The sequence below is a fragment of the Actinoplanes italicus genome (genome assembly GCF_003001815.1).
In the GTDB taxonomy this organism is placed as follows: Bacteria; Actinomycetota; Actinomycetes; order Mycobacteriales; family Micromonosporaceae; genus Actinoplanes; species Actinoplanes italicus.
In genome coordinates, this window is record NZ_PVMZ01000005.1 from 37,809 (window position 1) to 61,465 (window position 23,657).

Annotated in this window: 19 protein-coding genes; 8 read left to right on the plus strand and 11 right to left on the minus strand. The window is 69.4% G+C overall.

What is annotated here, in order from left to right; all coding sequences use genetic code 11:
• Window positions 1-88: 88 nt before the first annotated feature.
• Both CLV67_RS14075 and CLV67_RS14080 read right to left on the minus strand, forming a co-directional pair.
• Window positions 89-397 carry a hypothetical protein gene (locus CLV67_RS14075; protein WP_106318327.1) on the minus strand — a complete coding sequence of 103 codons (309 nt, stop codon included), beginning with the start codon at window positions 395-397 and terminating at the stop codon, window positions 89-91.
• A gap of 5 nt (window positions 398-402) precedes the next feature.
• Entirely contained in the window at window positions 403-1,329 is a 927-nt protein-coding gene (locus tag CLV67_RS14080; RefSeq protein ID WP_106318329.1) for a universal stress protein, read from the minus strand.
• A 261-nt stretch (window positions 1,330-1,590) separates the two neighbouring features.
• Here CLV67_RS14080 and CLV67_RS14085 point away from each other — a divergent pair, with 261 nt between their 5' ends.
• The 7 genes from CLV67_RS14085 (at window position 1,591) to CLV67_RS51890 (ending at window position 9,071) form a co-directional block, all read left to right on the plus strand.
• Window positions 1,591-2,475: a universal stress protein gene (locus CLV67_RS14085; protein WP_106318331.1), complete on the plus strand. Its 885-nt coding sequence runs from the start codon at window positions 1,591-1,593 to the stop codon at window positions 2,473-2,475.
• Entirely contained in the window at window positions 2,456-2,665 is a 210-nt protein-coding gene (locus CLV67_RS14090; protein ID WP_106318333.1) for a DUF1918 domain-containing protein, read from the plus strand. The genes CLV67_RS14085 and CLV67_RS14090 overlap by 20 nt, the downstream gene beginning before the upstream one ends.
• Before the next feature lie 154 nt (window positions 2,666-2,819).
• Window positions 2,820-3,404, plus strand: coding sequence for a DoxX family membrane protein (locus tag CLV67_RS14095; RefSeq protein WP_106318335.1), 585 nt, complete (start codon window positions 2,820-2,822; stop codon window positions 3,402-3,404).
• A gap of 250 nt (window positions 3,405-3,654) precedes the next feature.
• A complete protein-coding gene (locus tag CLV67_RS14100; protein ID WP_239166219.1) occupies window positions 3,655-6,213 on the plus strand; it encodes a cation-translocating P-type ATPase in 2,559 nt (852 codons plus the stop codon).
• Between the two features lie 103 nt (window positions 6,214-6,316).
• Window positions 6,317-7,222: an ABC transporter ATP-binding protein gene (locus tag CLV67_RS14105; RefSeq protein WP_106318339.1), complete on the plus strand. Its 906-nt coding sequence runs from the start codon at window positions 6,317-6,319 to the stop codon at window positions 7,220-7,222.
• A complete protein-coding gene (locus CLV67_RS14110; protein ID WP_106318341.1) occupies window positions 7,219-8,820 on the plus strand; it encodes an ABC transporter permease in 1,602 nt (533 codons plus the stop codon). The genes CLV67_RS14105 and CLV67_RS14110 overlap by 4 nt, the downstream gene beginning before the upstream one ends.
• An 83-nt stretch (window positions 8,821-8,903) precedes the next feature.
• Window positions 8,904-9,071 (plus strand): hypothetical protein, encoded by a 168-nt coding sequence (locus CLV67_RS51890; protein WP_170153848.1) that lies wholly within the window; start codon window positions 8,904-8,906, stop codon window positions 9,069-9,071.
• 286 nt (window positions 9,072-9,357) lie between these two features.
• Here the strand turns inward: CLV67_RS51890 and CLV67_RS14120 are convergent, their stop codons facing one another.
• The 8 genes from CLV67_RS14120 to CLV67_RS14150 form a co-directional block, all read right to left on the minus strand.
• Window positions 9,358-9,981, minus strand: a complete 624-nt coding sequence (locus tag CLV67_RS14120) for a CBS domain-containing protein (RefSeq protein ID WP_106318343.1) — start codon at window positions 9,979-9,981, stop codon at window positions 9,358-9,360.
• Window positions 9,960-11,747: a cation-translocating P-type ATPase gene (locus CLV67_RS14125; RefSeq protein ID WP_203737021.1), complete on the minus strand. Its 1,788-nt coding sequence runs from the start codon at window positions 11,745-11,747 to the stop codon at window positions 9,960-9,962. The genes CLV67_RS14120 and CLV67_RS14125 overlap by 22 nt, the downstream gene beginning before the upstream one ends.
• Window positions 11,741-12,682, minus strand: a complete 942-nt coding sequence (locus CLV67_RS53335; RefSeq protein WP_203737019.1) for a P-type ATPase actuator domain-containing protein — start codon at window positions 12,680-12,682, stop codon at window positions 11,741-11,743. The genes CLV67_RS14125 and CLV67_RS53335 overlap by 7 nt, the downstream gene beginning before the upstream one ends.
• 103 nt (window positions 12,683-12,785) lie before the next feature.
• The gene (locus CLV67_RS14130; protein WP_106318345.1) at window positions 12,786-13,214 is read right to left on the minus strand and encodes a universal stress protein; all 429 of its coding nucleotides are present in this window, start codon (window positions 13,212-13,214) and stop codon (window positions 12,786-12,788) included.
• A gap of 154 nt (window positions 13,215-13,368) precedes the next feature.
• The gene (locus CLV67_RS14135) at window positions 13,369-14,229 is read right to left on the minus strand and encodes a universal stress protein (RefSeq protein WP_106318347.1); all 861 of its coding nucleotides are present in this window, start codon (window positions 14,227-14,229) and stop codon (window positions 13,369-13,371) included.
• A 28-nt stretch (window positions 14,230-14,257) separates the two neighbouring features.
• Window positions 14,258-14,944 (minus strand): CBS domain-containing protein, encoded by a 687-nt coding sequence (locus CLV67_RS14140; protein ID WP_106318349.1) that lies wholly within the window; start codon window positions 14,942-14,944, stop codon window positions 14,258-14,260.
• 114 nt (window positions 14,945-15,058) lie between these two features.
• The gene (locus CLV67_RS14145) at window positions 15,059-15,892 is read right to left on the minus strand and encodes an LLM class flavin-dependent oxidoreductase (RefSeq protein WP_106318351.1); all 834 of its coding nucleotides are present in this window, start codon (window positions 15,890-15,892) and stop codon (window positions 15,059-15,061) included.
• A gap of 25 nt (window positions 15,893-15,917) precedes the next feature.
• Entirely contained in the window at window positions 15,918-18,161 is a 2,244-nt protein-coding gene (locus tag CLV67_RS14150; RefSeq protein ID WP_203737018.1) for an Orn/Lys/Arg family decarboxylase, read from the minus strand.
• Between the two features lie 178 nt (window positions 18,162-18,339).
• Between CLV67_RS14150 and CLV67_RS14155 the strand changes: the two genes are divergently transcribed.
• Window positions 18,340-19,878, plus strand: coding sequence for a GGDEF domain-containing protein (locus CLV67_RS14155; protein WP_170153849.1), 1,539 nt, complete (start codon window positions 18,340-18,342; stop codon window positions 19,876-19,878).
• Window positions 19,879-20,242: 364 nt separating this feature from the next.
• Here the strand turns inward: CLV67_RS14155 and CLV67_RS14160 are convergent, their stop codons facing one another.
• Window positions 20,243-23,437, minus strand: a complete 3,195-nt coding sequence (locus tag CLV67_RS14160) for an NACHT domain-containing protein (RefSeq protein WP_106318355.1) — start codon at window positions 23,435-23,437, stop codon at window positions 20,243-20,245.
• Window positions 23,438-23,657: the final 220 nt, after the last annotated feature.

Genomic DNA, 23,657 nt, shown 5'->3' on the forward strand with positions numbered 1-23,657 from the left:
GTACGCTAAAGAGCCTGCATCAGGCCCGGCAGGGCCGACCGGCATCGAACCGGAGCCCTGATGACCCTCTCGGCACCCGGACGGGGCCTCACCGGACGGCGTGGGAATCGCGGCGGGCGAGATCAGCCATGGCTGCCCGATACTGTTCCCGGCTGAGCCTGCCTGACGTCAATCGGCTGAGCAGGACCGTCTCCCCGTCCGGCCGGCCGGGCCGCGGTCCGGCCCCGCGCTGCGCCCCCGTGGCGGGTGGCAGGCCCTGCACCGGCCCCAGGCAGGGGTCCACACGCGGCGGGACCGGACCGGCCGTCGTGTCGGCCCGATCCGCCAGGATCAGCACCACGAGTCCGACGAGCCGCATGAACAGCAGCGCCCCGGCGATCACCAGCAGTGCGTCCATGATGTTCACCCCACCAGGAAGACCGGGCACCGGGCGTTCTGTGCCAGTTGGGCCGCCGCCGGGCGCAGCAGCGAGCCGGACCGGCCGCCGCGGCGGTAACGCCCGACCACGATCGCGGCGGCCCGGCCCGATTCCTCGATCAGCGCAGCGATCGGGTCGCCCGAGAGGATCCGGTGGTGAACCGGGACACCGTCGCGGGTCTCCAGCCGCCTTGCGAGATCCATCCGGTCTCCGACGACATGCAGCAGAGTCAGCTCACAGCCACGCACCCGGGCTTCGGCGAGCGCGAAGTCCACGGCCTCCCGCGCGGGCGCTGATCCGTCCACCGCGGCCACCATCGGCCGCCGGCCGAAGTCGGCACCGCCGGGCCAGCCGGGCATCCGGACGAGCAGGACAGGCCCGCGGTGATGACGTGCGAGACGGTCGGCGACGCTGCGTCCCAGCGCGGTCGTGGTGGCACCGTGCCGATGGCCGACCACCGCCAGCGCGGCACCGTCGGCCTCGGCGATCAGCACCGGCGCCGGACTCGGGGCGACGACGATCGCGCTGCTGACGGCCACCGTGGCGGAACTGGCGTGCACCCGCTCGGTCAGCCGCTGCAGCAGGGCCGGGCCGGTGTCGTCGGCGGCACGGTGCCGTACCGTCAGCAGCCGCAGATCCCAGCCGTGCAACTCGGCCTCGATCGCGGCGTGGTCGGCCGCCACAAAGCTGATCGGGCTGTCGTCGACGCCGGCGAGGACGAACCCGCGGGCCTCGATGGCCGGCGGGAGCTCCGAGATCGGGGCGGGCAAGGGCCGGACAGCGTACGGGTCGGGGTAGTTCACCGCCCCGAGATAGCGGTTGATGACCTGACTGAAGCGGTTCTCTCGCAGCACGGCGCCGGCGTGGCGGCGCGCTTCGGTCTCCGCCTTGAAGTTGCTCAGATCGCTCATGGCGGCACCTCCGGGCCAACGGCGGGAGCACCGGTGAGGCGCCGGCGCCCTCTCCCTCCATGGCACCACCCGGTGGCCTCCGGCGGCAGTGCCTTTGGACCCGCTCTGCGGCACTTCACCCCGGCACGATCGTCTCTGCACGCCCGGCCCGCAGGCGGGCCCAACGGCCCTGTCGATCACCTCACGCGGTCACGAGAGTGGGAAGGAGTGCGGGACCGCGCTGCCCGGATCTCCCGCTCAGACCGTGTGAGGGGAGGAATCATGCAGACTCCTGCCGTCGTCGTGGGCACCGATGGCACCGAGCCCGGCACTGCCGCCGTCCGCTGGGCCGCGACCGAGGCCGCGTACCGCCGACTGCCTCTACGGGTCGTACACGTCCTCGACTGGGACTGGTCGGTGAGCCGCTACGACTATCAGGGCGAATATTTCGACAGCGCACGCCGGCTGGCAGAGAGGACCGTCCGGGAGGCGGCCCGGCGGGCGAAGGACCTCGTACCGTCGCTGACGGTCGAGTTCCAGGTCGCCGTCGGGCGGCCGGTCACGTCGCTGGCTCGGCTGTCGAGATCGGCCACCCTTCTGGCGGTCGGCAGCCGCGGCGAGGGCGGATCGGCCGGCTGGTGGCTGGGGTCGGTGAGCCGGCGCGTCGTGGCCCATGCCCGCTGCCCGGTCGTCGTCGTGCGCGGCCGCCATGCCGGCCCCCGGGACCCGGTGGCGGTCGGTGTGGACGACTCCGGCGACGCCGAGCCGGTGCTGCAGGTGGCCTTCACCACTGCCCACCGGCACGGTGTCGGTGTGGTGGCCGTCCGCTCGTACCGTCCCGCACGGCTGCCCGCCGGCGATGCCGGGAGCCCGGAATGCGACAGCGTCGAGCGCGACCTCCTGACGGCCCGGCTCGTGCCGTGGCGGGCGAGGTTCCCCGACGTGCCGGTGGACACGCTGGTATCGACCGACAGTGTCGCCGCGACCCTCGCGGAGGTGTCGCACGGTACCCGCCTCGTGGTGCTCGGCAACCATGCGCACGGCCTGTTCAGCGCGGCGTTTCACGGCTCGGACGCCACCCGGGTGCTCCGGCGGGCGCACTGCCCCGTGCTGGTCGTACAAGAACCGAGAACGAGGAAGGACCATCATGAAAGCACGTATCGGTGACCGCGTCGTCGTGGAGGCTCTCCGCCTCGGCGCGGAACGGCGCATCGGCATCGTGACCGGTGTCGACCACGAGGACGGTAGCCCGCCGTACCGGGTGCATTGGCTGAGCGACGGCCGTATCACCCTGTTCTACCCGGGTCCGGAGACACATGTCGAACCAGGACACGGAAAACCGGGAATCGCGACCTGAGAGCCTGGCCGGGGCCGGGCCCCGTCTCGCCGCCCTTGCAGGCGGAATCACTGATAGGCCCTTCGGCCCGGTCGGCTCAGGCCCAGCGGCACAGGTGACCATGCGGACCGCAGCGAATAGTCAGCCATGTAAATCAATCGGTAAGGAGGCAACCATGACAGCCACCGGCCGTGAGACGGCCACCCCCCTGGACCAGGCTCCGGCCCCCGGCACCGCGCTCACCACGACGGCCGCCCGCGCACTCGCCGTCCTACGGATCTCGCTCGGATTCGTCTTCCTCTGGGCGTTCCTCGACAAGACCTTCGGCTGGAACTACGCCACCCCGGCCGAGCGCGCCTGGATCGAGGGCGGTTCACCCACCAAGGGCTTCCTCTCCGGCGTCGACGCCGGACCCCTCTCCGGGTTCTTCAACGACATCGCCGGACAGGCCTGGGCCGACTGGCTGTTCATGCTCGGCCTGCTCGGCATCGGCGTGGCCCTGATCCTCGGCATCGGCATGCGCATCGCCGCCGGCGCCGCCACCCTCATGATGGTCCTCATGTGGCTGGCCGAATGGCCGCCCGCCCAGACCGACAACGCCGGCGAGGCCACCCACTCCACGAACCCGTTCATGGACTACCACCTCGTCTACGCCCTCGGCACCATCGTCACAGCACTCACCTACGCCGGGCACACCTGGGGCCTCGGCCGCCGGTGGGCACACCTGCCGCTGGTCCAGCGCAACCCCTGGCTGATCTGACCGCCGGCACCACCTCCAACCCCTCCCGGACGGTCGCCACAGCGACCGTCCGGTTTCTGGTCCGGCCGATCCGCGTGAGGGGCGCCGCACCGTCCATCGCGAGCCGGTCGCCTGGGCTGAGGCCGTCCGACGGGTGCCGCGATGGGACCAACGGCCTGTCCGCTGTTCCCCCCGGCGCGCGACGCTTCGACCAGGCACCCCCGCATGGTCAACCGGGCGCCGACGCCATGACGACACGTCGGTCATGGTCATGACCGACCGGTACGGCCACCGCGAACGGCCGGAAGGGACGGCGATGATGACAAACCCGATCACGTCGGCCGACACCGCCGCACGGGGTCTGTCCGCCGCTCAAGCAGCCCGGCGACTGGCCGAGAGCGGCCCGAACGTCGTGACCGCTCCCCCGCGCCTCGGCATCGCCCGCCGGGTCGGCCGGCAGCTGGCCGACCCGCTGGTGGCCCTGCTGATGGCCGCCGGCCTGGTGACCGCGGCACTCGGTGACGTTCCGGACACCGTGATCATCCTGATGGTGGTCGTCGTCAACACGGTGATCGGCGTGGCGCAGGAGGTGCGCGCGGACGCCGCCATCGCCGCGCTCGACCGGCTGGCCGCCCCGTCCGCCCGAGTCATCCGCGATGGCCGTGACCAGGTCGTACCGGCGGCTGAACTGGTCCACGGCGATCACGTCCGCCTGGAGGCCGGCGACGTGGTGCCGGCCGACCTGGAACTCACCGAGGCGCAGCGCGCGACGTTCGACGAGTCCGCACTGACCGGCGAGTCGGTGCCGGTGCTCCGCGGCAGGTCGGAGCCGGCCGGCGCCGGAACGGTGCTGGCCGCCGGGCGAGCCGCCGGAACCGTGGTGGCCACCGGACCGGCCAGCGCGCTCGGCCGGATCTCCGACCTGGTGTCGCGAACCCGGCCGGGCCCCACGCCGTTGCAGCGCCGGATCACCGCTCTCGGACGGGTCCTGGGAGTGACCGCCGTGGTGGTGTCGTCACTGGTGTTCGCGGCCGGCGTGCTGGCCGGGCAGCCGGTGGTGCGGATGGCGATCACCGCGGTGAGTCTCGTCGTCGCCGCCGTCCCGGAGAGCCTGCCGGCCGTCGTCACGCTCGCGCTGGCACTCGGTGCCCGCCGGATGGCCCGGACCAGGGCGATTCCCCGGCGGCTGCACGCCGTGGAGACCCTCGGATCGGTCACCGTGATCGCCGCCGACAAGACCGGCACGCTCACGGAGAACCGGATGACCGTGCAGTACGCGATCACCGCGGACGGATCTCGGCACGCGATCTCCGGAACCGGCTACGACCCGACGGGAGACGTCGACGGTCGCGGCGGTGAGCCGTTGCGGACACTGGCACGGGCCGGTGCGCTCTGCAACGACGCCGCACTGCTGCCGCCGGACGCCGGCCACCCGGACTGGGCCGCGGCCGGCGACCCGATGGAGGCCGCACTTCTGGCCTTCGCCGGGCGCTGTGGCCTGGACGTCGACGCCGAACGCGCTGCGGCGGTCCGCGTCGCGGAACACCCGTTCGACCAGGACAGCCGCCGGATGGTCACCGTTCACCGGCTGCCGTCCGGCGGCTACCTGGTCGCCTGCAAGGGCGCCCCCGAAGCGGTGCTCGACCCCCGCACCGATGCCGGCCTGCTCGACGCCGCGGCCGAGCTGGCCGCCGACGGGCTGCGGGTGCTCGCGGTGGCGACCGCCGCCTGCGGGCAACGGCCCGACCCGGCAGCGCCGCCGCCGCTGACCGTGGCGGGAATCGTCGGCATCGGCGACCCGCTGCGCGCGACCGCGCGGGACACCGCCGAGGCGTTCACGCGTTCCGGCGTACGGCTGGTCCTGATCACGGGCGACCACCCGCACACCGCGTCCGCGATCGGACGCCGTCTGGGCATCCTCGGACCGGGCGACGTCGTCGCCCACGGCGACCAGGACGATCTCCGGGGTACGGACGTGGCACACGCCAGAGTGTTCGCACGTACCCAGCCGGAGCAGAAACTCGACATCATCAGCGCGTTGCAGCAGCGTGGCGAGGTGGTGGCGATGACCGGTGACGGGGTCAACGACGCACCGGCCCTGCGCCGCGCCGACATCGGTGTCGCGATGGGTGGCGGCACCGAGGTGGCCCGGCAGGCCGCCGATCTGGTTCTGTTCGACGACAACCTGGGCACCGTCGCGGACGCCATCGGTGAGGGCCGCCGCATCTACGACAACATCCGCCGATTCCTGCGCTACGGGCTGTCCGGAGGTGCCGCGGAACTGCTGGTGATGCTCGCCGGCCCGCTGCTGGGCATGCCGCTGGCACTGTTGCCCGCCCAGTTGTTGTGGATCAATCTGCTCACCCACGGCGTGCCGGGCGTCGCGCTCGGCGCCGAACCGGCCGAGGCCGACGTGATGCACCGGCCGCCGCGTTCTCCGCAGGAGTCCGTACTCGGCGCGGGCCTGCTGCGCGGTGTGCTGACCGGGGCCGGGCTGCTGGCGGCGGTGACAATGGCCGCCGGTGTGGTGGCGCAGCAGACCGGCCGGCCCTGGCAGTCGGTGATGTTCCTCGTTCTCGGGATCGCCCAGCTGGGAGTCGCTCTGGCGGTGCGGGCGAAGGCCGCGCCGGGAGCGGAACGGAACGTGCTGCTGCCGATTTCGGTGGGCGTCTGCCTGCTGCTACAGCTCGCCGGGGTGCTGACCGAGCCGCTGCGCCTGTTGCTGGGAACCGAACCCCTGGACGCGTCGACGATCGCGGCCTGCTGTGCCGTCGCGGCGCTGCCCGGGGTCGCGTTGCGTCTGTGGAACCGAAAGGCGTCCGGCGTGTAGTGACGCGGACGGCCGGCAACCGAGGTCCCGCCGGGGCCACCGGCACGCCTGGACGGGTCCTGCGTCACTACCGCTCGCCGCGGCGGCGGATGACGCTGGAGGTATGGCGGCCATCGAAGTCGGTGAGCTTTCACGGGCGTACGGCCCGGTCCGTGCTGTCGATCGGATGAGTTTCTCGGTCCGCGACGGCGAGATCTTCGCGCTGCTGGGACCCAACGGTGCCGGCAAGACCACCACGGTCGAGATCCTGGAGGGCTATCGGACCCGGGACAGCGGCACCGTGCGGGTACTGGGTGTCGATCCGGCGCTCGGCGGCTCGGCATATCGCGCACGGATCGGTGTGGTGCTGCAGTCGGCCGGGTTCGAGGAGGAGTTCACGGTCCGCGAACTGGTCCGGATGCAGACCCGCCTGTATCCGAGGGGCCACCACCCCGACGAACTGATCGATCTGGTCGGTCTCGCCGACAAGCGAGCGACCCGTGTCAAGAGGCTCTCCGGCGGGCAACGGCGGCGGCTGGACCTGGCGCTGGGTCTGGCCGGAGCGCCCGACCTGCTCTTTCTCGACGAGCCGACCACCGGTTTCGACCCCGCCGCCCGCCATCACGCCTGGGATCTGATCAGCGGGCTGCGGGACCGGGGTACAACGATCCTGCTGACCAGCCACTACCTCGAGGAGGCGCAGCAGCTCGCCGACCGGGTCGCCGTCATGCGCGACGGGCGGCTGGTCGCCGTCGGCACGCCCGACGAGCTGCGCGCCGGTTGTGACCTGCCGACGGTCATCGGTTTCGAACTGCCGGACGGGCTGACCGCCGCTGATCTGCCGTTGCTGAGCGCGGCGCCCTCGATGGCACGGCAGCAGGTGCGGGTGCCGTCGCGGGCGCCGGTCGAGGACTCGTGGCGGCTCACCGGGTGGGCCGGCGGCCACGGCGTCCACCTGCACGACTTCACCGTCGCCCCACCGACCCTGGAGGACGCGTACCTGGCGTTGACCCGGGACGGCTCACGATGAGCGGCCGGAGGGCGGCGCTCGCGCTGCGGGTGCTGACCGGGCACGCCGTACACGCCTTCTTCCGCAACCCGATGGCAGCGTTCTTCACGCTGGCCTTCCCGCTGGTCTTCCTGATCATCGTGGCGTCGATCGTCGGTGATCAGGACGCCGGCGGTGTTCCCATCGCCCAGTACCTGGTCGCGCCGTTCGCGGTGTTCGGGGTGGCGCAGGCGTCGTTCGTCCTGATCGCCGTGGACACCGCGTCGCTGCGCGACACCGGAGTGCTGCTACGGCTGCGGGCGGCACCGGTGCCCGCCTGGACGGTGCTCGGATCCCGGATCGGCGCATCGCTGGCCGTGTCGGGGCTCGCGGTCGCGCTGCTGGCCACGGTGGGCGTACTCGGCTACGACGTACAGATCATCTGGCGCAAGGTTCCGGCCCTGCTGGCGACGCTGCTGCTCGGCATCGCCTGCTGCGCCGCACTCGGCCTGGCCCTGGCCGCGGCGACCCGCACGGTCCTGGCCGCCCAGACCCTGGCACAGGGGTTGCTGATCAGCCTGGCTTTCATCTCCGACGTGTTCATCGTCGGCGCCGAACTGCCCCGCTGGCTGGACGTCCTCGGATCGCTGCTGCCGTTGAAGCACTTCGCCCTGGCGATGGCCGGGACGTTCGAACCCACGGGCGGGTCCGGGTTCGCCGCCGGGCACCTCGTGGTTCTCCTGGCGTGGACCGTCGCCGGGATGCTGGTGGCCCGCGCCCGTTTCTCCTGGCAGCCGGCCGGGACAACCGCCGTGCCCCGCCCGCCCCCGGCACCGGCCGCACCGCGGCCGGTGGGCCTGTCGCCGCCTTCGGTACGCCGTGGCGCGGAAGGTTCCCCGCTGGCCGGGCAGATCAGCTATGCCCTGCTCGGGCTGCGCCGCGATCCGTTGTCGGTCTTCTTCTCGATCGTCTTCCCCACGCTGCTGCTGGTGCTGTTCCCCACCGTGTTCGGCGACGGCCGGGTGCACGGGATGGAAATGGCTCAATACCTTTCGGCCGGCATGATCGCCTACACCGCGGCACTCACCGCATTCGTCGACATGCCGGAGTCCGTGGTCGGCGCCCGCGCCGCCGGGGTGCTCAAACGGCTGCGGGGCACCCCGTTGCCGTTGCGGTGGTACTTCACCGGCCGGGTGACGGCGGCCCTGATCGTCGCTCTGCTCGCGGCCGGTCTGCTGATCCTCGTCGGTGGTGTTCTTCTGGACGTACGTTTCGCGACCACGCGCATCCCGGCCTTGCTGCTGGCCGTCGTGACCGGCTCGCTGTGTTTCGGCGCGCTCGGCCTGGCGACCGTGGCCCTCATGCCGGCGGCCCGCTCGGTTCTGGCCGTCACTCTCGGAACGTTGCTGCCGCTCTGCTTCGTCTCGGAGATCTTCGTCGTCGGCGACCGGCCACTGCCCGGCTGGCTGACCACCGTCGCCGACGTGTTCCCGCTGCGTCATCTGCTGCGCGCGGTGCTGACCGCGACCGATCCCTCGGTCACCGGCACCGGGATCGCAGCCGGGCAGCTCGTCGTCCTGCTCGCGTGGACCGTGCCGGCCCTGGCGGTGCTGTGGCTCCGCCGGGCGGCGCTGACCTGACCGGAAGGACCCCGCACGGGCCCTTACGACCCTGCCGTGCCCGTGCATCCGCAAGCACAGTGGAAAGTGACGGGAAGGTGGTCATGATGACCGTCATCTGGCTGATCGTCTGGTTGATCCAGGGCACACCCTCGGTCCTGTCCTGGGGACCGTGGAACGGCTGGGGCGTCGCTCTCTTCGTCTGCCTCGCCATCGACCTGATCGGTGCTCTCGGCCGGGGTTCAGGTTCCCGTGCGTTGCGCCGGAACTGACCGTTGCATCAGCTTCCCGGCGGTCGCCACCGCACAACCCGCCGAGATCGCCGGCCGGCGTCACCGCGTACCCCACGCGGCGTACGGCTTCACCGAAGGAGGTCCGTACCGTGAACAAGAAGACGGTGTCCGCGGACGCAGCCGCGTCGCGGGCCTGTTCGGGTCGGTCGTCTCCGCGGTCACCGCTCGCGCCCGCTGCCCGGTCGTGGTCGTCCACGACCCGGTCGATGAGCTGTGACGGAAACAGCAGGGGGCGCCGGGTGTCCGGCGCCCCCTGCTGTTGCGTTCACGCGACAACCTCGGTCTCCGGTTCCAGGAGCACGGTGGCCACACCGGGGACGGTCCGGGCGAGCACGGTGACGACCGCCTGCTGCTGCTTGTTGGCGATTCGCCCGTGCACGGTGGCGACTCCGGAGACCACGTCGGCGGTCCACAGCCCGGGCCGGCCGGCGTAGTCGTCGAGGCGTAACTGCACATCGGCGGCGAGCGTACGGTCATCGCGGACCATCGCTTTGAGGATGTCACGGCGGCTGATGATGCCCACCAGCCGGCCGTCGTCGAGTACCGGCAGGCTGCGCACGTCGTGGTCGAGCATCAGCTGGGCCACGTCGGCGACGTCGGTGCGCGGTGCGGTGGTGATCGGGTACTCCGACATCACCTCCACCACCACGCCCGGCCGGCGCGCCGGCGGTACGGCGTCAGGATGGCGGCGCGGATCGCCGTGCGGCTCGGCCGGCACCCGGTGCCACAGCAGGTCGCTGTCGCTGACCATGCCGATCAGCCGGCCGTCGGCGTCCAGGACCGGCAGGGCGGTGACCGCGTGGGTGGTCATCAGTTCCGCCGCGCTCTCCACGGGCGCGTCATGGGCGATCACCTGGACGGGACTGGTCATGAGGTCGCGGACTCGCATGATGGTTCCTCCTTCGTGACATCGGCTCCGCGGCGGCGTGCCCGGGCGCGGAAGATCTCGTCGGCACCCCACACCAGCAGCGGGAAGGGCGTCAGGAACAGCAGTTCGGCGACACCGAGAGCAGCGGTGCCGAAGACCGCCTGCAACGGCGGCAGATAGATGACAGCGGCGGTGAAGGCCAGCTCGAAGGCGATTCCGCCGAGCAGCAGCGGGTTGCTGAACACCCCGATCGAACGCAGTGACGCATGATCGGTGCGGGCGGCGAACGCGGTGCCGATCTGGCACGCGACGATGCCGGCGAACGTCATCGTGGTGGCTTGCGCGTACACCGGATCCGGCATGTCGATGCCGGGCTGCCAGCCGGCCCGCCACAGGACCCAGAGAAACCCGGCCGTCACCAGCACAGCGGAGGCGACGCCCAGCACACCCCAGGCCCGCAGCAGCAGACGTGCGTCGATGACCCCGGCCTTCGGCGACCGCAGCGGCCGGTCCATCAGCCCGGGCTCGGCACGCTCGCGGCCCAGTGCCAGCGCGGGCAGGGTCTCGGTGCCGAGGTCGATGGCAAGGATCTGCAGGACGGTCAGCGGCAGCGGGACAGCCCCGCCGGACAAGGCGAAGATCAGGAAGGGCACGACCTCGGGTACGGCGTGCGCGAAGATGTACAGCACGAACTTGCGAACGTTGTCGTAGACGCGCCGCCCGGCCTCGACGGCCCGCACGATCGTGGCGAAGTTGTCGTCGGTGAGCACCATCGTCGCGGCTTCCCGGGCAACGTCGGTGCCGGAGCGGCCCATGGCGATGCCGATGTCGGCGCGGCGCAGGGCCGGGGCGTCGTTGACGCCGTCGCCGGTCATCGCCACGATGTGGCCCTCGGAGCGCAGCGCCTCGCAGATGCGCAGCTTGCCCTCGGGTGACGAGCGGGCGAAGACGATCTCCTGGCCGCCGGCGAGCAGCCGGTCCAGGTCGGCGTCGCCCATCTGCTCCAGCTCGGCGCCGGTGACCACCCGCTGGCGGCCGTCACCGATGCCCACCTGTGCTGCGATCTCAGCGGCGGTGGGCCCGTAGTCTCCGGTGATCACATGCACCCGGATGCCGGCCCGGTGAGCCGCGGAGACCGCGGCGGGTACCGCCTCACGAGGTGGGTCGACCATGGCCACCAGCCCGAGCAGCGTCAGTTCCCTCTCGGCGGCTTCGCGGCCGGCGGCGAGCAGGTCCGGCTCGGCGATGCGCTGGGCGACCGCTAGGACCCGCAGGCCGGTGGCGGCCCAGGCGTCGACCGCGGCACCCACCTCGTGGCGTACCGAGCCGGTCAGTGTGGAGAATCGGCCGGAGCCGTCGAGATACCTGGTACACAGCGGCAACACCGACTCGGGGGCTCCCTTGACGTGCAGGCGACCGCCGGTGACGGTGGACATGCGCTTGCTGCGCGGGTCGAAGGCGTACAGGACGCTCCGTGCGGAGTCACGGGAGTTCCCGCTCACCGGCACACCCAGCCCCGCGGCCAGGCGGAGCAGAGCCAGCTCGGTCGGGTCTCCGCCGGCGGCCGGCGCCCCGTCGCCCGGGAGGTGCGCCGTGGTGCAGGTGGCCGCCGCAACGGCGAGCTCACGGCACAGCCGATCCCCGCCCGCGGTGGCCGGCTCCCGCTGTCGGCCGGCCACCCACAGATGGGTGACGCGCATACGGTTCTCGGTGAGTGTCCCGGTCTTGTCGGTGCAGATGACGGTGGTTGAACCGAGCGTCTCCACCGCCGACAGGCGTTTCACCACCGCGCCGGACCGGGCGAGCCCCGGACACCCGCGGCGAGGGCAAGGGTGATCGTCGGCAGCAGTCCTTCGGGCACGTTGGCGACTATCAGGCCGATCGAGAAGGTGATCGCGGCCGCCCATCCGAGCCCGGCGAGCACACCGATCGGCAGGAAGGCCACACCGGCGGTGACCGCGACGGCCGCGATGATCCAGGTCGCCCGGCGCACCTGCCTCTCCAGAGGGCTCGGCTCGGTCTGCCCGCGCTGGGACAACGCGGCGATCCGTCCGATCTCGGTGCGCATCCCGGTGTGGGTCACCACGGCCCGGGCCTGCCCTGCCGTGCACGAGGTGCCGCTGAACACCAGCTCCCGGGCCTCCAGCAGGGGGCCGGGCACGTGTTCGGTGTCCGCGGCCCGGATCGCGGGCAGCGACTCACCGTTGAGGGTGGACAGGTCCACGGCCACCGACCCGTCGATCAGCCGTGCGTCGGCGCAGATCCGGTCGCCCTCGGCGATCTCGATGACATCGCCCGGAACCAGTTCCCGGCCCGGAGCCTCGACCAGTGCACCGTCACGCATGACCCGCGCGGTCAGGGGCAGGTAGGCGGCCAGGGCCTCGACGGCGCGTTCCGCTTGCCGCTCCTGGACGAACGCGAATCCGGCGTTGAGCAGGATGACCGCCACCACTGCCGCGGCCAGCGCCGGGGAGTGGCCGGCCCAGGCGAGTGCGGCGGCCACCATCAGCAGGACGGCCAATGGCTGGGTGAACTGGGCCACCAGTTGCCTGAGCCAGTCACGGGTCTGGTGGCGGAACAACTCGTTGGGGCCGTACACGGTCAGCCGGCGGGCCGCCTCCCGGGAACGCAGGCCGCGGGGAGTGGAGCGCAGATGCCTGAACAGTTCGGTCGGCGGCTGGCGTTCGTCGACCTCGGCCGGGGCCGTAATCGTCTGTGCCATACCTTCGAGCATCTGCTCGCCGCCGGGTCAGAGGCAGGGCCGGAAGGCCCGCGCGCCCGTGCCGGATGTTGCACCGGCCGGGCACGCGGGCCGGCCGCCTCGGTCAGGCGCCCCGAACCACCACGACCGGGCACCGCGCGTGCTGGACGCACTGCTGACTGACCGAGCCGATCAGCGTCCCGGTGAAGGCGCCGTGGCCGCGGCTGCCTATCACCAGGAGCCCGCCGTGAGCCGACATGTCGATCAGCACCTGCGCGGGATGGCCCGGCATGACGCTCTCGACGAGGTCGAGGTCCGTTCGATCATCGCCGAGCACGCTGTGCACCGCGGTGGTGAGAACCTTCCCGGCGGTGGAGGCCAGATCCTCCTCGTACGGCAACATGGGCGCCCAGCCGTAGTAGGACGGCATCTCCCAGGCGGTCACCGCGTGCAGGCGCCCACCGGTCAGCCTGGCCTGCCTCACCGCCCAGCGCAACGCGGCTTTGGCAGACGGTGATCCGTCGACCCCGACCACGATGTCACCGACACGCACACCGGAGGGACTTCCTTCTTCGAAACCGTGTCATCACCCACCTCCCGAGTTCCGGCTTTCCTCCACGATGCCCGTGGCGGCCCGCCCTGCGGCAGGGCCTAACGGCCCCGCTCGCTCACTGATCAAGGCAACCCCCGGGAATGCAGAACCGGCTTCACCGGCCGGTGCCGCGATGCGGCACGACCAGTACCGGCCGGCCGGCGTGATGGAGCACGGCCATGGTGACGCTGCCGAGGACGATCTCCAGCAGGGCCGACCGGCCGAGTGAGCCGACGGTGAGCAGGGCTGCACGTTCCGCGCGGGCCTGACCGGAAAGGGCGGCGGCGATCGCCCGGCCGTGCTCGGCGACGAATCCGGTACGCGGCAGCCTCGTCAACCGCTCGGGCGTCCGGCCTGACGGCGCGTCTCCGTCGTCGACGAGGACGGGCACGACGTGGTGGTGCGGGAACAGTTTCCCGGCCACCTCGAGCGCGGCATCGGATCCCACCGAGCCGTCCCAGCCGACCACGACCGGGCCGTCGGGGAGTGCCGACCGCTCCGGCTGCAGCAACGGATGCGGCACGACCAGCACGGGACACGAGGCGTAGTGCACGATGACATCGGAGACGCTGCCGAAGACGGCCCGCGCCCCGCCCAGCCCCCGTGCCCCCGTCACGATGAGGTCGGCTCCTACACGTTCCGCGGCCTGCACCAGATGCAGTCCCTCACCCCCGAAGGCCCGTTCGACCAGCGGCTCGGCCTTCCAGCCGTGCGCGGCTGCCACGGTTACGCCCATGGCGGCCAGGCGATGGGCTTCGGCTGCGCCTTCCCGTTCGATCGCCGCGACGAAATCGTCGATGCTGTCGGTGTCACGCCGAAGCCGGTGCCGTACCGGGTCGCTGGCGTACGGCGGTGTCCACGCCACCGTGACGACGGCGAACGCGTCCGGCAGGAGTGTGGCCGCGACCTCGATCGCGGCCGCCGCCGGGACGGATCCGTCGTAACACACCAGAACTCTGGAGGTGCCGCTTCCCATGACCGTGCCTCCTCTGCGACGCCGTTGCTCAGGCTACGAAGATCGCGGGGCCCGGCTCGACCAGCTTGCGGTCGTCGAAGTCGAACCTGACGTCGTCGATCACCTCGACGGCGCCGGGGACGAGGGCGGCCAGACGCGCGATCAGCACCTTCGTGGACCATCGATCCACCTGGCCCGCGAGGGTGACGACACCCCGTTCGACGGTGGTGCGTACGGTCGCCGAGTTCTCGGTCATCACGACCTCGCGAACCGCCGACCGCACCTCGGCGTCGATGTCGGCGTCGGCACGCAGGTGCTCCTTGAGCAGGTCGCTGCGGGTGACGATGCCGACGAGCCGGCCCAGGTAGTCCACGACCGGCAGCTGCTTGACGCCGGACTCGTCGAGAAGGCGCGCCGCGGTCCGGATGCCGGCGCCCGGTGTGAGGGTGATCGCTGGAGCGGTCATCAGCTCCCCGGCCGTGCGGGCGGCCGCCTTGTGGTGCTGCTCGCGGCGGCGCCGCTCGAACCAGCGAGGCTCGCCCTCCCCCACGAACTCGATCTTTCGGAGCAGGTCCGACTCGGACACCACCCCGATCACCCGGCGATCCCCGTCCACGACCGGAACGGCGTTGATCCGCCGGCCGATCAACAGGTCGACCACGTCCCGGTACGGGGTGCCCGGCCCGGCGGAGACGACATCGGCCGTCATCACGTCGCTGACATGCCAAGTCTTCATCTCAATACCTCCACCCCCAACGCTAGGGACGGCCGCTCCCGGCCGGCAGGGGCGATCATCCCGGCGAGGTGGGTCCACCGGCACTGCCGGAGTTCATGGTCCAGCCGGCCCGGTTCAGACCAGGGCGCGGACATCCTGCGCGACGAACCGCACGAAGCCCTCGAGGTCCGGTTCGTCGGCGGTGGGCTGCAGGATGACGGCGTCCGCGCCGGCGGCCTGGTAGCGCTTCACGACGGCTGCCACGGCGGCGGCATCACCGACCGCCGTGGTGTCGGTCCGCTCCGACTCACCCCAGGACTCCAGCTCACGGGCCATCCGCTCGGCCGCGTCGGGCCCGGTGGCCGCGTACACGTACACCGTGATGGCTTTCGCCGCCTCCCTGACGGCCGCGACCTCGTGCGCGTAGGTCCCGGCCGTCAGCAGGATGCCGTCGGCGACCTCGCAGGCCAGCGCGCGGGTCTTGGGGCCGGTCGCACCCGCGTAAACGGGAGTCGTTCCCAGCGGCGGGTAGTCGAGCTTGACCTTGTCGAGCTGCACGTAGCGGCCCGTGGTCGTGACGGTCTCGCCGGCCAGCAGCGCCTTCAACGCCTCGATGTGCTCGCGCAGCAGGGTCATCGGTGAGTCGACCCGTGCGCCGACCTGACCCATCCAGTCCTGGACGCCGTGGCCGAGCGTGATGATCGCCCGGTCCGGGAAGAGCCGCTGCAGCGTGGCGGCCTCCATGCCCATCACGGCGACGTTGCGGAACGGCACCGGCAGCAGGCCGATGCCGACCTTCAGCCGCTCGGTCCAGGCCAGGGCGGCGGTCATGGCGGCGATGCCGCTCTCCAGGAAGCAGTCCTCCCAGAGCCACAGCTCCTCGAGGCCCGCCTCGTCGGCGGCGCGGGCGACGGATCGGAGGCGTTCAGGCGGGTTCTGCGGACGGAAGACCACACCGAGAGTCGTCATGCATCCCGATACTAGGTCGCGGCCGTCATCGGCCGGTCAGGCACGCAACCGTACGGTGCCCGCCGTCGGTCTCCTCGGTGACGCCGTGCGTGATGCCCGTGAAGCCGGGCCAGCGTGCGGCGAGGATCTGCTCGTGGCGCAGGAAGCGAACGATCGACGCACTGATCCGCTCCCCCGGGACCAGCAACGGAATACCCGGCGGGTACGGGGTGAGCAGCACCGCGGTCGTGCGGCCGGCCAGCTTCTCCACCGGCACGTGCTCGACGCGCCCGGCGGCCATGGCGGCCCACGCCTCGGCCGGCGTGGTCACCTGTTCGACCGGTTCGGTGTAGATCGCGGTGGTCAGCTCGGCGAGGTCGGCGTCACGGTAGGTCGCGTGCAGGGCGTCGCAGAGGTCGCGGAGGCCGCGTCCGGCGTACATCGGGAAAGCGGTCGCGAAGGCCGGCATGAGCCGTTCGATGGTGGCGTTGCCGTCGTAGGCGCTCTTGAACCGGTGCAGCTCCGCGACCAGCGAGTTCCAGCGGCCCTTGGTGACGCCGATGGTGAACAGCACGAACAGCGAGTACAGCCCGGTCTTCTCCACCACGACCCCGTGCTCGGCCAGGTAGCGGGCCAGCACCACGCCCGGGATACTGGGCGTTCCCGGTGTGCTGAACTCGCCGTGGACCGTGAGGCCCGGCATGGTGAGCGTGACCTTGATCGGGTCGAGCATCGTGAAGCCGTCGTCGACCTGCTCGAAGCCGTGCCAGCCGGCGTCGCCGGTCAGTTCCCACTCGGACCGTTCGGGCAGCCCGGTGCGCGGTGGGGTGTCGGGACCCCAGACGCCGAACCACCAGCCGGAGCATTCGGTGCCGATGCGGATGACGGTGCGGCGGAACTCCATCGCCTCGGTGATCGACTCCTCGACCAGGGCGCGGCCGCGTTTGCCGGCCATCATCTCGGCCGACACGTCGCAGCTGGCGATGATGGCGTACTGCGGGCTGGTGGAGGTGTGCATGCGGTACGCCTGCGCGAAGACCCGCTCGTCGAAGTGCCCGCCGGAGGTGTCCTGGACCAGGATCTGCGACGCCTGCGACAGCCCGGCGAGCAGCTTGTGGGTGGACTGGGTGGCGTAGACGACGGTCCGCCCGGTGCGTTCGCGATCGTTGGCGACGCCGTGCATCCCCTCGTACAACTCGTGGAAGGAGCCGTGCGGCAGCCACGCCTCGTCGAAGTGCAGCGCGTCAACGACCCCGTCGAGGTTCGCGCGCAGCTCGTCGGCGCGGTAGATGATGCCGTCATAGGTGGACTGGGTGAGCGCCAGCAGCCGGATCCGCCGGGTCTTGTCGGCGATCAGCGGGCTGGCGTCGATCTTGGCCCGCAGTGCCTCGGGGGTGAACTCGCTGCGCGGGATCGGCCCGATGATGCCGGCCTTGTTACGGGTCGGCATGAGATAGATCGGTACGGCTCCGGTGAGCACGATGGCGTGCAGGATCGACTTGTGGCAGTTGCGGTCCACCGCGACGATGTCACCCGGCCCGACCAGCGAGTTCCACACGATCTTGTTCGACGTGGAGGTGCCGTTGGTGACGAAGAACAGGTGGTCGGCGCGGAACGTCCGGGCGGCCAGGCGCTCGCTGTCGGCGATCGGCCCGCTGTGGTCGAGCAGCTGCCCCAGTTCCTCCACGGCGTTGCACACGTCGGCGCGCAGCAGGTTCTCACCGAAGAAGTCGTGGAAGACCGTGCCGACCGGGCTCTTCAGGAACGCCGTACCGCCGGAATGTCCCGGGCAGTGCCAGGAGTAGGCACCGTCGTTGGCGTAGCGCATCAGCGCCGCGAAGAACGGTGGCGCGAGCTGGCCGAGGTAGTGCCCCGCCTCCCGTTTGATCTTGCGGGCCAGGAAGTCGGGGGTGTCCTCGTAGGCGTTGACGACCCCGTCGATGCGTGACAGCACCGACTGCGGCACCTTGCGGGCCGTCAGCTGCTCGCCGAAGAGCAGGATCGGCACCCGGTCGTTGTGGGTCCGGACCGACTGCACGAACTCGGCGGCCGCCCGGACCGCGCTCTCGTCGGACGGCTCCCCCGCGTTGAGGTGCAGGACGTAGAGGACCGCCGAACTGGACCGGGCGACATCGGCCAGCATGCCCGGATGCTCGAAGTAGCGTCCCTCGGCGTCGACACGCCGCAGGTCCAGGCCCGCCCGGGTCAGGGCGGACTCGAGCAGTTCCAGCGGCCGCCGCGCACCGGCCGGGCCTTCCACGGGTGTGACGATGGTGACCTGCAACGGCAAGGTGTGCGTCCTCTCGGCGGCGCGGCGCGTGCATCGCCGTGACCGTAGCCAGGACGGGTGCGGCCCGGGCCGGGAACGTCGGGAGGGTCCCCGAGCCGGGTGACAACGGGCGCTCACATCGGCAGCGCCAATGCCGATGGGCACCTCGATGATCGCGCGACGGCGGGGAGTTGACGGCATGTCGGTGCCGCGTGGAGTCCACGCGCTGTTGCCGGCCGGGGTGGTGGCCGCGGTCCTGGCACTGGCCGCAGCCGCGACGCTGCCGGCCGCGGTGGCCCGGCCCGCGATCGTCGTGGCCGATCTGGTGCTGATCAGCGCGCTGACCTGTGTCTTCCATCGCACCGCGCGGGCTCCCGGTCTGCCGGCTCCGGCCGCCCGATTCTGGACCAGCATGGTGTACGCGCTGCTGGCGTACACGATCGGCATGGCGGTCGACCTGACCGCGATGTTCGTGACCGCGGCAGGCGGACCGGCGGTGCCGATGTACGGCGCTCAGCTGATCTATCCGCTGGCCGGCCTGCTCACGCTGTTCGCCGTCTTCAGGTACCCGACGATCGCGCAGAGCGGGGCGGAGCGGCTGCGGGTCAGCCTGGACACCGGCATCGTGCTGCTCGGCGCGGCCTCGTTCGTCTGGTACTTCACGGTCAGCCACAGCTGGTCACCCGCTCGCGGATGGCTGTCGCTGTCGGAGGCCATGGCGCTGCCGGTGACCGTCCTGGTCGCCGGGTTCGGGGTGCTACGGGTCGCGTTCGTCGGCGCGAAACTGCTCGCCCGGCCGACGGTGGCCTGCTACGCCGCGTGCATCGTGCTGACGGCCGTCGCCACCAGCATGCCCGGCGACCCCGACCAGGTCCGGATGGCCCCCACGGCGCTGTTACTGCTGGCCCAGCTGTCGTCGCTGGCCGGAGCACTGATCCAGTACCGGGTCACCGTCGCGGGCACGACGCGGTCGCGGGGCGCTGCCCGCCGGCCGTTCAGCGTGCTGCCGTACGGCGCGTCGGCCGCCGCCTTCGGGCTGCTCGTCATCGTCGTCGGACCGGGCCTGGACGGGCGCCGCTGGGGGGTCGTGATCGGGGTCGGACTGTTGTTGTGCCTGGTGGCGGTCCGCCAGCTCGCCGCGCTGCGCGAGAACGGCCGGCTGCTGGCCGAGAACCGGGTCCTCGCCGAGCGCCTGCAGCACCAGGCGTGGCACGACGAGCTGACCGGGCTGGCCAACCGGGCATACTTCGCCCACCACGCCGACGCGGCGATCCAGCGGTACGCCACGACCGGCGCCGACAGCGCGCTGCTGCTCATCGACCTGGACGGCTTCAAGGCCGTCAACGACACCCGCGGGCACGCGGCCGGCGACCGCCTGCTGTGCGAGATCGCGGCACGGCTGACCCGCGAGGCCCCGGACGCCGTCGTCTGCCGTCTCGGCGGCGACGAGTTCGTCGTCCTCGCCGGACAGCCGGTCGAGGAGGCCGCGCGCCTGGCCGAACGCATCGTCCGGGCCGTCGCCGAGCCGGCCGTCATCGACGGGCAGCCGGCGCGGGTCGGTGCCAGCATCGGCATCGCACTGGTCGGCGACGGCCCGGCCGACCAGGCCGGCCTGCTGCGCCGCGCCGACGCGGCGATGTACGAGGTCAAGGCCGCGGGCCGTAACGGCTGGCGTCTGAGCGCCCACCCCGAGCCCACCGCCGGAACACCCCTCGGAACCTCGACCACGACCGGCTGAATCCGGCGACCGGGACGCACGTTTCACCGTCCTTAACAGGTACACCGGGCCCCGCCGACCAACTCGGTGTCGACCCGTTGAGGCGTTTTCGGTGGAGGACCGGGAGGTGCGGTGGCCAGCGGCGGTCACTATGCCCGCGACGAACGGGGTCCGGCCCGCCCAAACGTCTGCAAGAACCGATTCTCTCCAGGCGACCTCGATGACGGAGCCAATTTCGTCGTGACCGTGCAGGTGGCCCTGCTCTCTCTGGCCCGCCTGCGATCGTGCAGGCCGTCCTCGTCCTGCACGACGTCGAGCACCCGACCTGCTCCGGATGAAAAGGCTCACCCGAATGTCTGCCTCACGTGGGGTCGACGCGTTCGAGTCATATGCGATTCAGTCTATTTTGGGTCGCCAGTGCCTGACCGCCGTGAAGCACAGTTGTTGCGCTTACAGTTACGCGAAGATTCGGGATGACATCCAGCGGTTTAAGATCGAGATACTTGGCAAAGCGTACGTGCAGCTCCTTCAAGCTTTTGAGGGTTCGAATGTCTGCCAGGTCAACACCTGACGTAAAAGGCCCTTCCAGGTGGAGTTCTTCCAGTTTTGAAAGCTGACCCAGTGGAGCCAGATTCGGGCGGACATCGACATTGATCCGCAGCTTCTTCAACCCCTTGAGTCGACTGACGGCTTCCGTATCGCACCATTCGGAGGCAATCTCGAGTTCGGTCAAATTGGCCGACCAGGGGGCAAGGAAGTCGAAGTCAGCCACATCACGCAGGCCCAGAAGCTTTAATCGGCTCAGATTTCGGAGACTGGCCAGGTCAGCCATGTCTCGACCCGATACGCCCCAAAGGGTAAGGCTCCTCAAGCTTGTGCAGCTGCTCAGTGCGCTGAGATCGACTGAAGGGTATAGCAAATCCAGGGAGCGAAGCGTCGAAATATGACGCATCGACCCCACCGCCAAAGGCTCCGCAGATATCAGATGCTTGGCGTCTAACGTGATAGCGATTTCTTCAAGGCTCGTTGTCGATATCGGCGGTAGTTCGGCAACCGTGAACCCCGAAATTTGGATTACACGCAAGCTGCTCATGTCGCGGAGAAAGTCCATGCCGAGTTGTGGGACATGTCCAGTCCTATCGACCATGACCAGCGATTCCAGTCCCTTCAGATACTTGAGTGCTGTGGCGAAGGAAGGATCTCCGATGATGAGCCCGCCTTCGGGCGGAGGCAAATCCTTCAGTACGATCAGGGCGTATTCTTCAGCATCAAATCGGGGCCAGCTTTGATAGAGAAGTGAGCAAACTTCTACATCTTCAGTACGCGCGAGCCGACCTAGAAAGCTGAGTGCGGCCGGGTCTCCGATCGACACCGCGGCACGAATGCTGTTCAAGATCTCGTCCTTGCTGGCCGGATTGCTCACCGACAGGAGATCCAAGGCGAACGTACCGGCTCTGGCTAAAGAATCCGCGGCATCTGACGTCTTTGGCGGTATCAGGTTCGCGGCCGCGTCGCGAATTCTTTTATCCAACTCAGGTGATCGCTCCGCAGAGGTCTCCAGGCACGCCAATGCCACCAGATTCAGTGCTTCTCGATTTGGGTAGCTTTCTTGCCCACTTGCCCTTGTGAGAAGTCCCGTCAAGAGTTCAGAACGATCAGCGGGAGCGGCGTGACCGGCAGCCATGACGACCACTTCACGCCATTGGTCGAGGTGCGCATTTGAAACAAGATGGCCCAGATCGCGTTCCGCCATGGCCTGCTTGGCTGCCAGATACTCTTGGAAGGTCCGATGAATAAAGTCGGCACGTCCCTCCACCTGTTCACGAAGAAGGCCGGTGCGCTCCAGCAGGACGTGGTATGTGTCTTCGGGGGAGTATTGGATTTGCGGCATCACGGCGAGCCGCTGCGATAGCCGGTCAATTACTGTGGTTCGTAGTGCGTCCGACGCGTTATTACGGATCAACCAGTAAGCTATGTCCTGCAACAGGATGGTCTTCTCGGTTCGCGTGAGTTTGTCATTCAGCGCTACCCGGCGCTCACTGTCACGACGTTCAAGAAGCATCTGAAGAGCTACGTCGTAAAGTTCCATACGATTACCGGGAAGTTGAGTCTTGCGATCCCGGTGGAGTGCGCACAGCAAGGCGCACAGCAGCGGATAGCCAGCTAGTTGGCGAAGGTGACGTCGATTCTTGATCGCGCCGATCAGGTGGTCCCGGTAGCCGACCAGTTCTTCGCGTTCCTCAGGGCTCAGCCGTTGACTCGCGACGGCTTCATGCCATCTGGTCACAAAGATTGACACATCCGATTGATTCATTGGCTCCAGTTCCGCGAACGGGAACTTCTCATCCTCCAGCCAATCCTTCGCAGCTGCCGCCGGTCGCGAGGTTACTATGTACCGCGCGCGGGGAAAAGCGTCGATCAGGTCGGCGAGCCATCTCTTGACGTCGCGGCGCCGTGCGCTGGGCAGCTCGTCTACCCCATCGATCAGAACCACTGCCCGACCGCTCCGGAGCTGTTCGTGAACCCAACCTGGAGGCATCTCGTCCGCGATATGCTTACCTACCTCGTGCAGGAATCCTGCGGGCGTTGGCAACTCGGAGTCGACATAGCGCCTCAATCGCACGAAGAATGGGATGGTATCGTTCCAGCCAGCGCGTTCCAACTGTTCCGTAAAAGCGCGTCGAGCACTTTGGACTGCAATCCACTGGAGCAGTGTGGTTTTTCCGATTCCAGCTTGGCCCCGGATCAACAACCTTCGGGAGGGCAGTAGAGCATCCTCCACTGAGCTTAAAGCCGTATTGGCTTTAGGGGTTACGTTCACGTCGGCAGGAGCCACACGTTGAGAAAGCCCAAATCCAGCATTCCCGCTAACCGACAGGCTTAAATACGCCACCGACAATGGATATCGCTGAGAGACGTTCGACAGGGTTGCCCCAAAGAGTTCGACCTGATCAAGCCTATTGACGACAAGCTGTCGGTAGTTCCGCTCGAAATCAGATCCTCCCCGGTAGTTGGCCAACTGGACAAGTGCCTCCTCGAGCATGTCCAGGATTTGCGATGATCTGCGCAGCAATTCGGTAAGGGCCGAGATTCCAGCTGAGGGTAGCGTTCGCGCAAATTCCACTGCATACGCCGAGCTCTCATGCAACAGCATGTCGTAAAGACGCTCGCCGCCGGCGGACAGACCGGACTTTTCCACTCTCTCCGGATTGCGGTCCAGTATGTATCGCGCCAGGTAGCCGGCGTCGAGATCCTGACGAAAGAGGTCGGCTTCCGTCAGGGACGCCGAGTTGAACGCCATCCCCACCGCCTCGATCGCCGCTACCCGTTCGTTCTCCTCGACGTCCGCGAACTCATGGTCGATATAGGCCTCTAATTGCTCCGATACTTGCTCTACAGATTCCTTCCAGAATCGATCGAAGCGACGCTGATCGCGCGGCGCACCGACTTTTGCAGCCAGGCGGTCAATGACATCGTGGCCAAATTGTGTGGCCAGCTTGTTTTCGCCCAACCAGACGGTGCATGCTGTCTTCGCGATGGATTGACTCAGAGTGAGGACTGCGACTTCTACCAATCCCACTGCGCTTCTCCGTCCAGGCTCGACCGGGCGTCCTTATCGGATGGTCCCATGTCGCCTCAGGCATGGCAACAGGGATCAATACGCCCGAATGAGCTATGTTGCTGCACGTAAAAGCGCCGCCATACGGGCCTCGCCGGCCCAGCAGTCGCTCGTTCGGCATCGCTTCCCGCTAAATATCCCGGTAGCCCGAACTGAGCCCGATCGGGCGAGCTGCCCAAAC

Coding starts and splice junctions, on each gene's coding strand:
- CLV67_RS14075 (WP_106318327.1), bottom strand. CDS start 397: ATGGACGCACTGCTGGTGATCGCCGGGGCGCTGCTGTTCATGCGGCTC.
- CLV67_RS14080 (WP_106318329.1), bottom strand. CDS start 1,329: ATGAGCGATCTGAGCAACTTCAAGGCGGAGACCGAAGCGCGCCGCCAC.
- CLV67_RS14085 (WP_106318331.1), top strand. CDS start 1,591: ATGCAGACTCCTGCCGTCGTCGTGGGCACCGATGGCACCGAGCCCGGC.
- CLV67_RS14090 (WP_106318333.1), top strand. CDS start 2,456: ATGAAAGCACGTATCGGTGACCGCGTCGTCGTGGAGGCTCTCCGCCTC.
- CLV67_RS14095 (WP_106318335.1), top strand. CDS start 2,820: ATGACAGCCACCGGCCGTGAGACGGCCACCCCCCTGGACCAGGCTCCG.
- CLV67_RS14100 (WP_239166219.1), top strand. CDS start 3,655: ATGACCGACCGGTACGGCCACCGCGAACGGCCGGAAGGGACGGCGATG.
- CLV67_RS14105 (WP_106318339.1), top strand. CDS start 6,317: ATGGCGGCCATCGAAGTCGGTGAGCTTTCACGGGCGTACGGCCCGGTC.
- CLV67_RS14110 (WP_106318341.1), top strand. CDS start 7,219: ATGAGCGGCCGGAGGGCGGCGCTCGCGCTGCGGGTGCTGACCGGGCAC.
- CLV67_RS51890 (WP_170153848.1), top strand. CDS start 8,904: ATGATGACCGTCATCTGGCTGATCGTCTGGTTGATCCAGGGCACACCC.
- CLV67_RS14120 (WP_106318343.1), bottom strand. CDS start 9,981: ATGCGAGTCCGCGACCTCATGACCAGTCCCGTCCAGGTGATCGCCCAT.
- CLV67_RS53335 (WP_203737019.1), bottom strand. CDS start 12,682: ATGGCACAGACGATTACGGCCCCGGCCGAGGTCGACGAACGCCAGCCG.
- CLV67_RS14135 (WP_106318347.1), bottom strand. CDS start 14,229: ATGGGAAGCGGCACCTCCAGAGTTCTGGTGTGTTACGACGGATCCGTC.
- CLV67_RS14140 (WP_106318349.1), bottom strand. CDS start 14,944: ATGAAGACTTGGCATGTCAGCGACGTGATGACGGCCGATGTCGTCTCC.
- CLV67_RS14145 (WP_106318351.1), bottom strand. CDS start 15,892: ATGACGACTCTCGGTGTGGTCTTCCGTCCGCAGAACCCGCCTGAACGC.
- CLV67_RS14155 (WP_170153849.1), top strand. CDS start 18,340: ATGTCGGTGCCGCGTGGAGTCCACGCGCTGTTGCCGGCCGGGGTGGTG.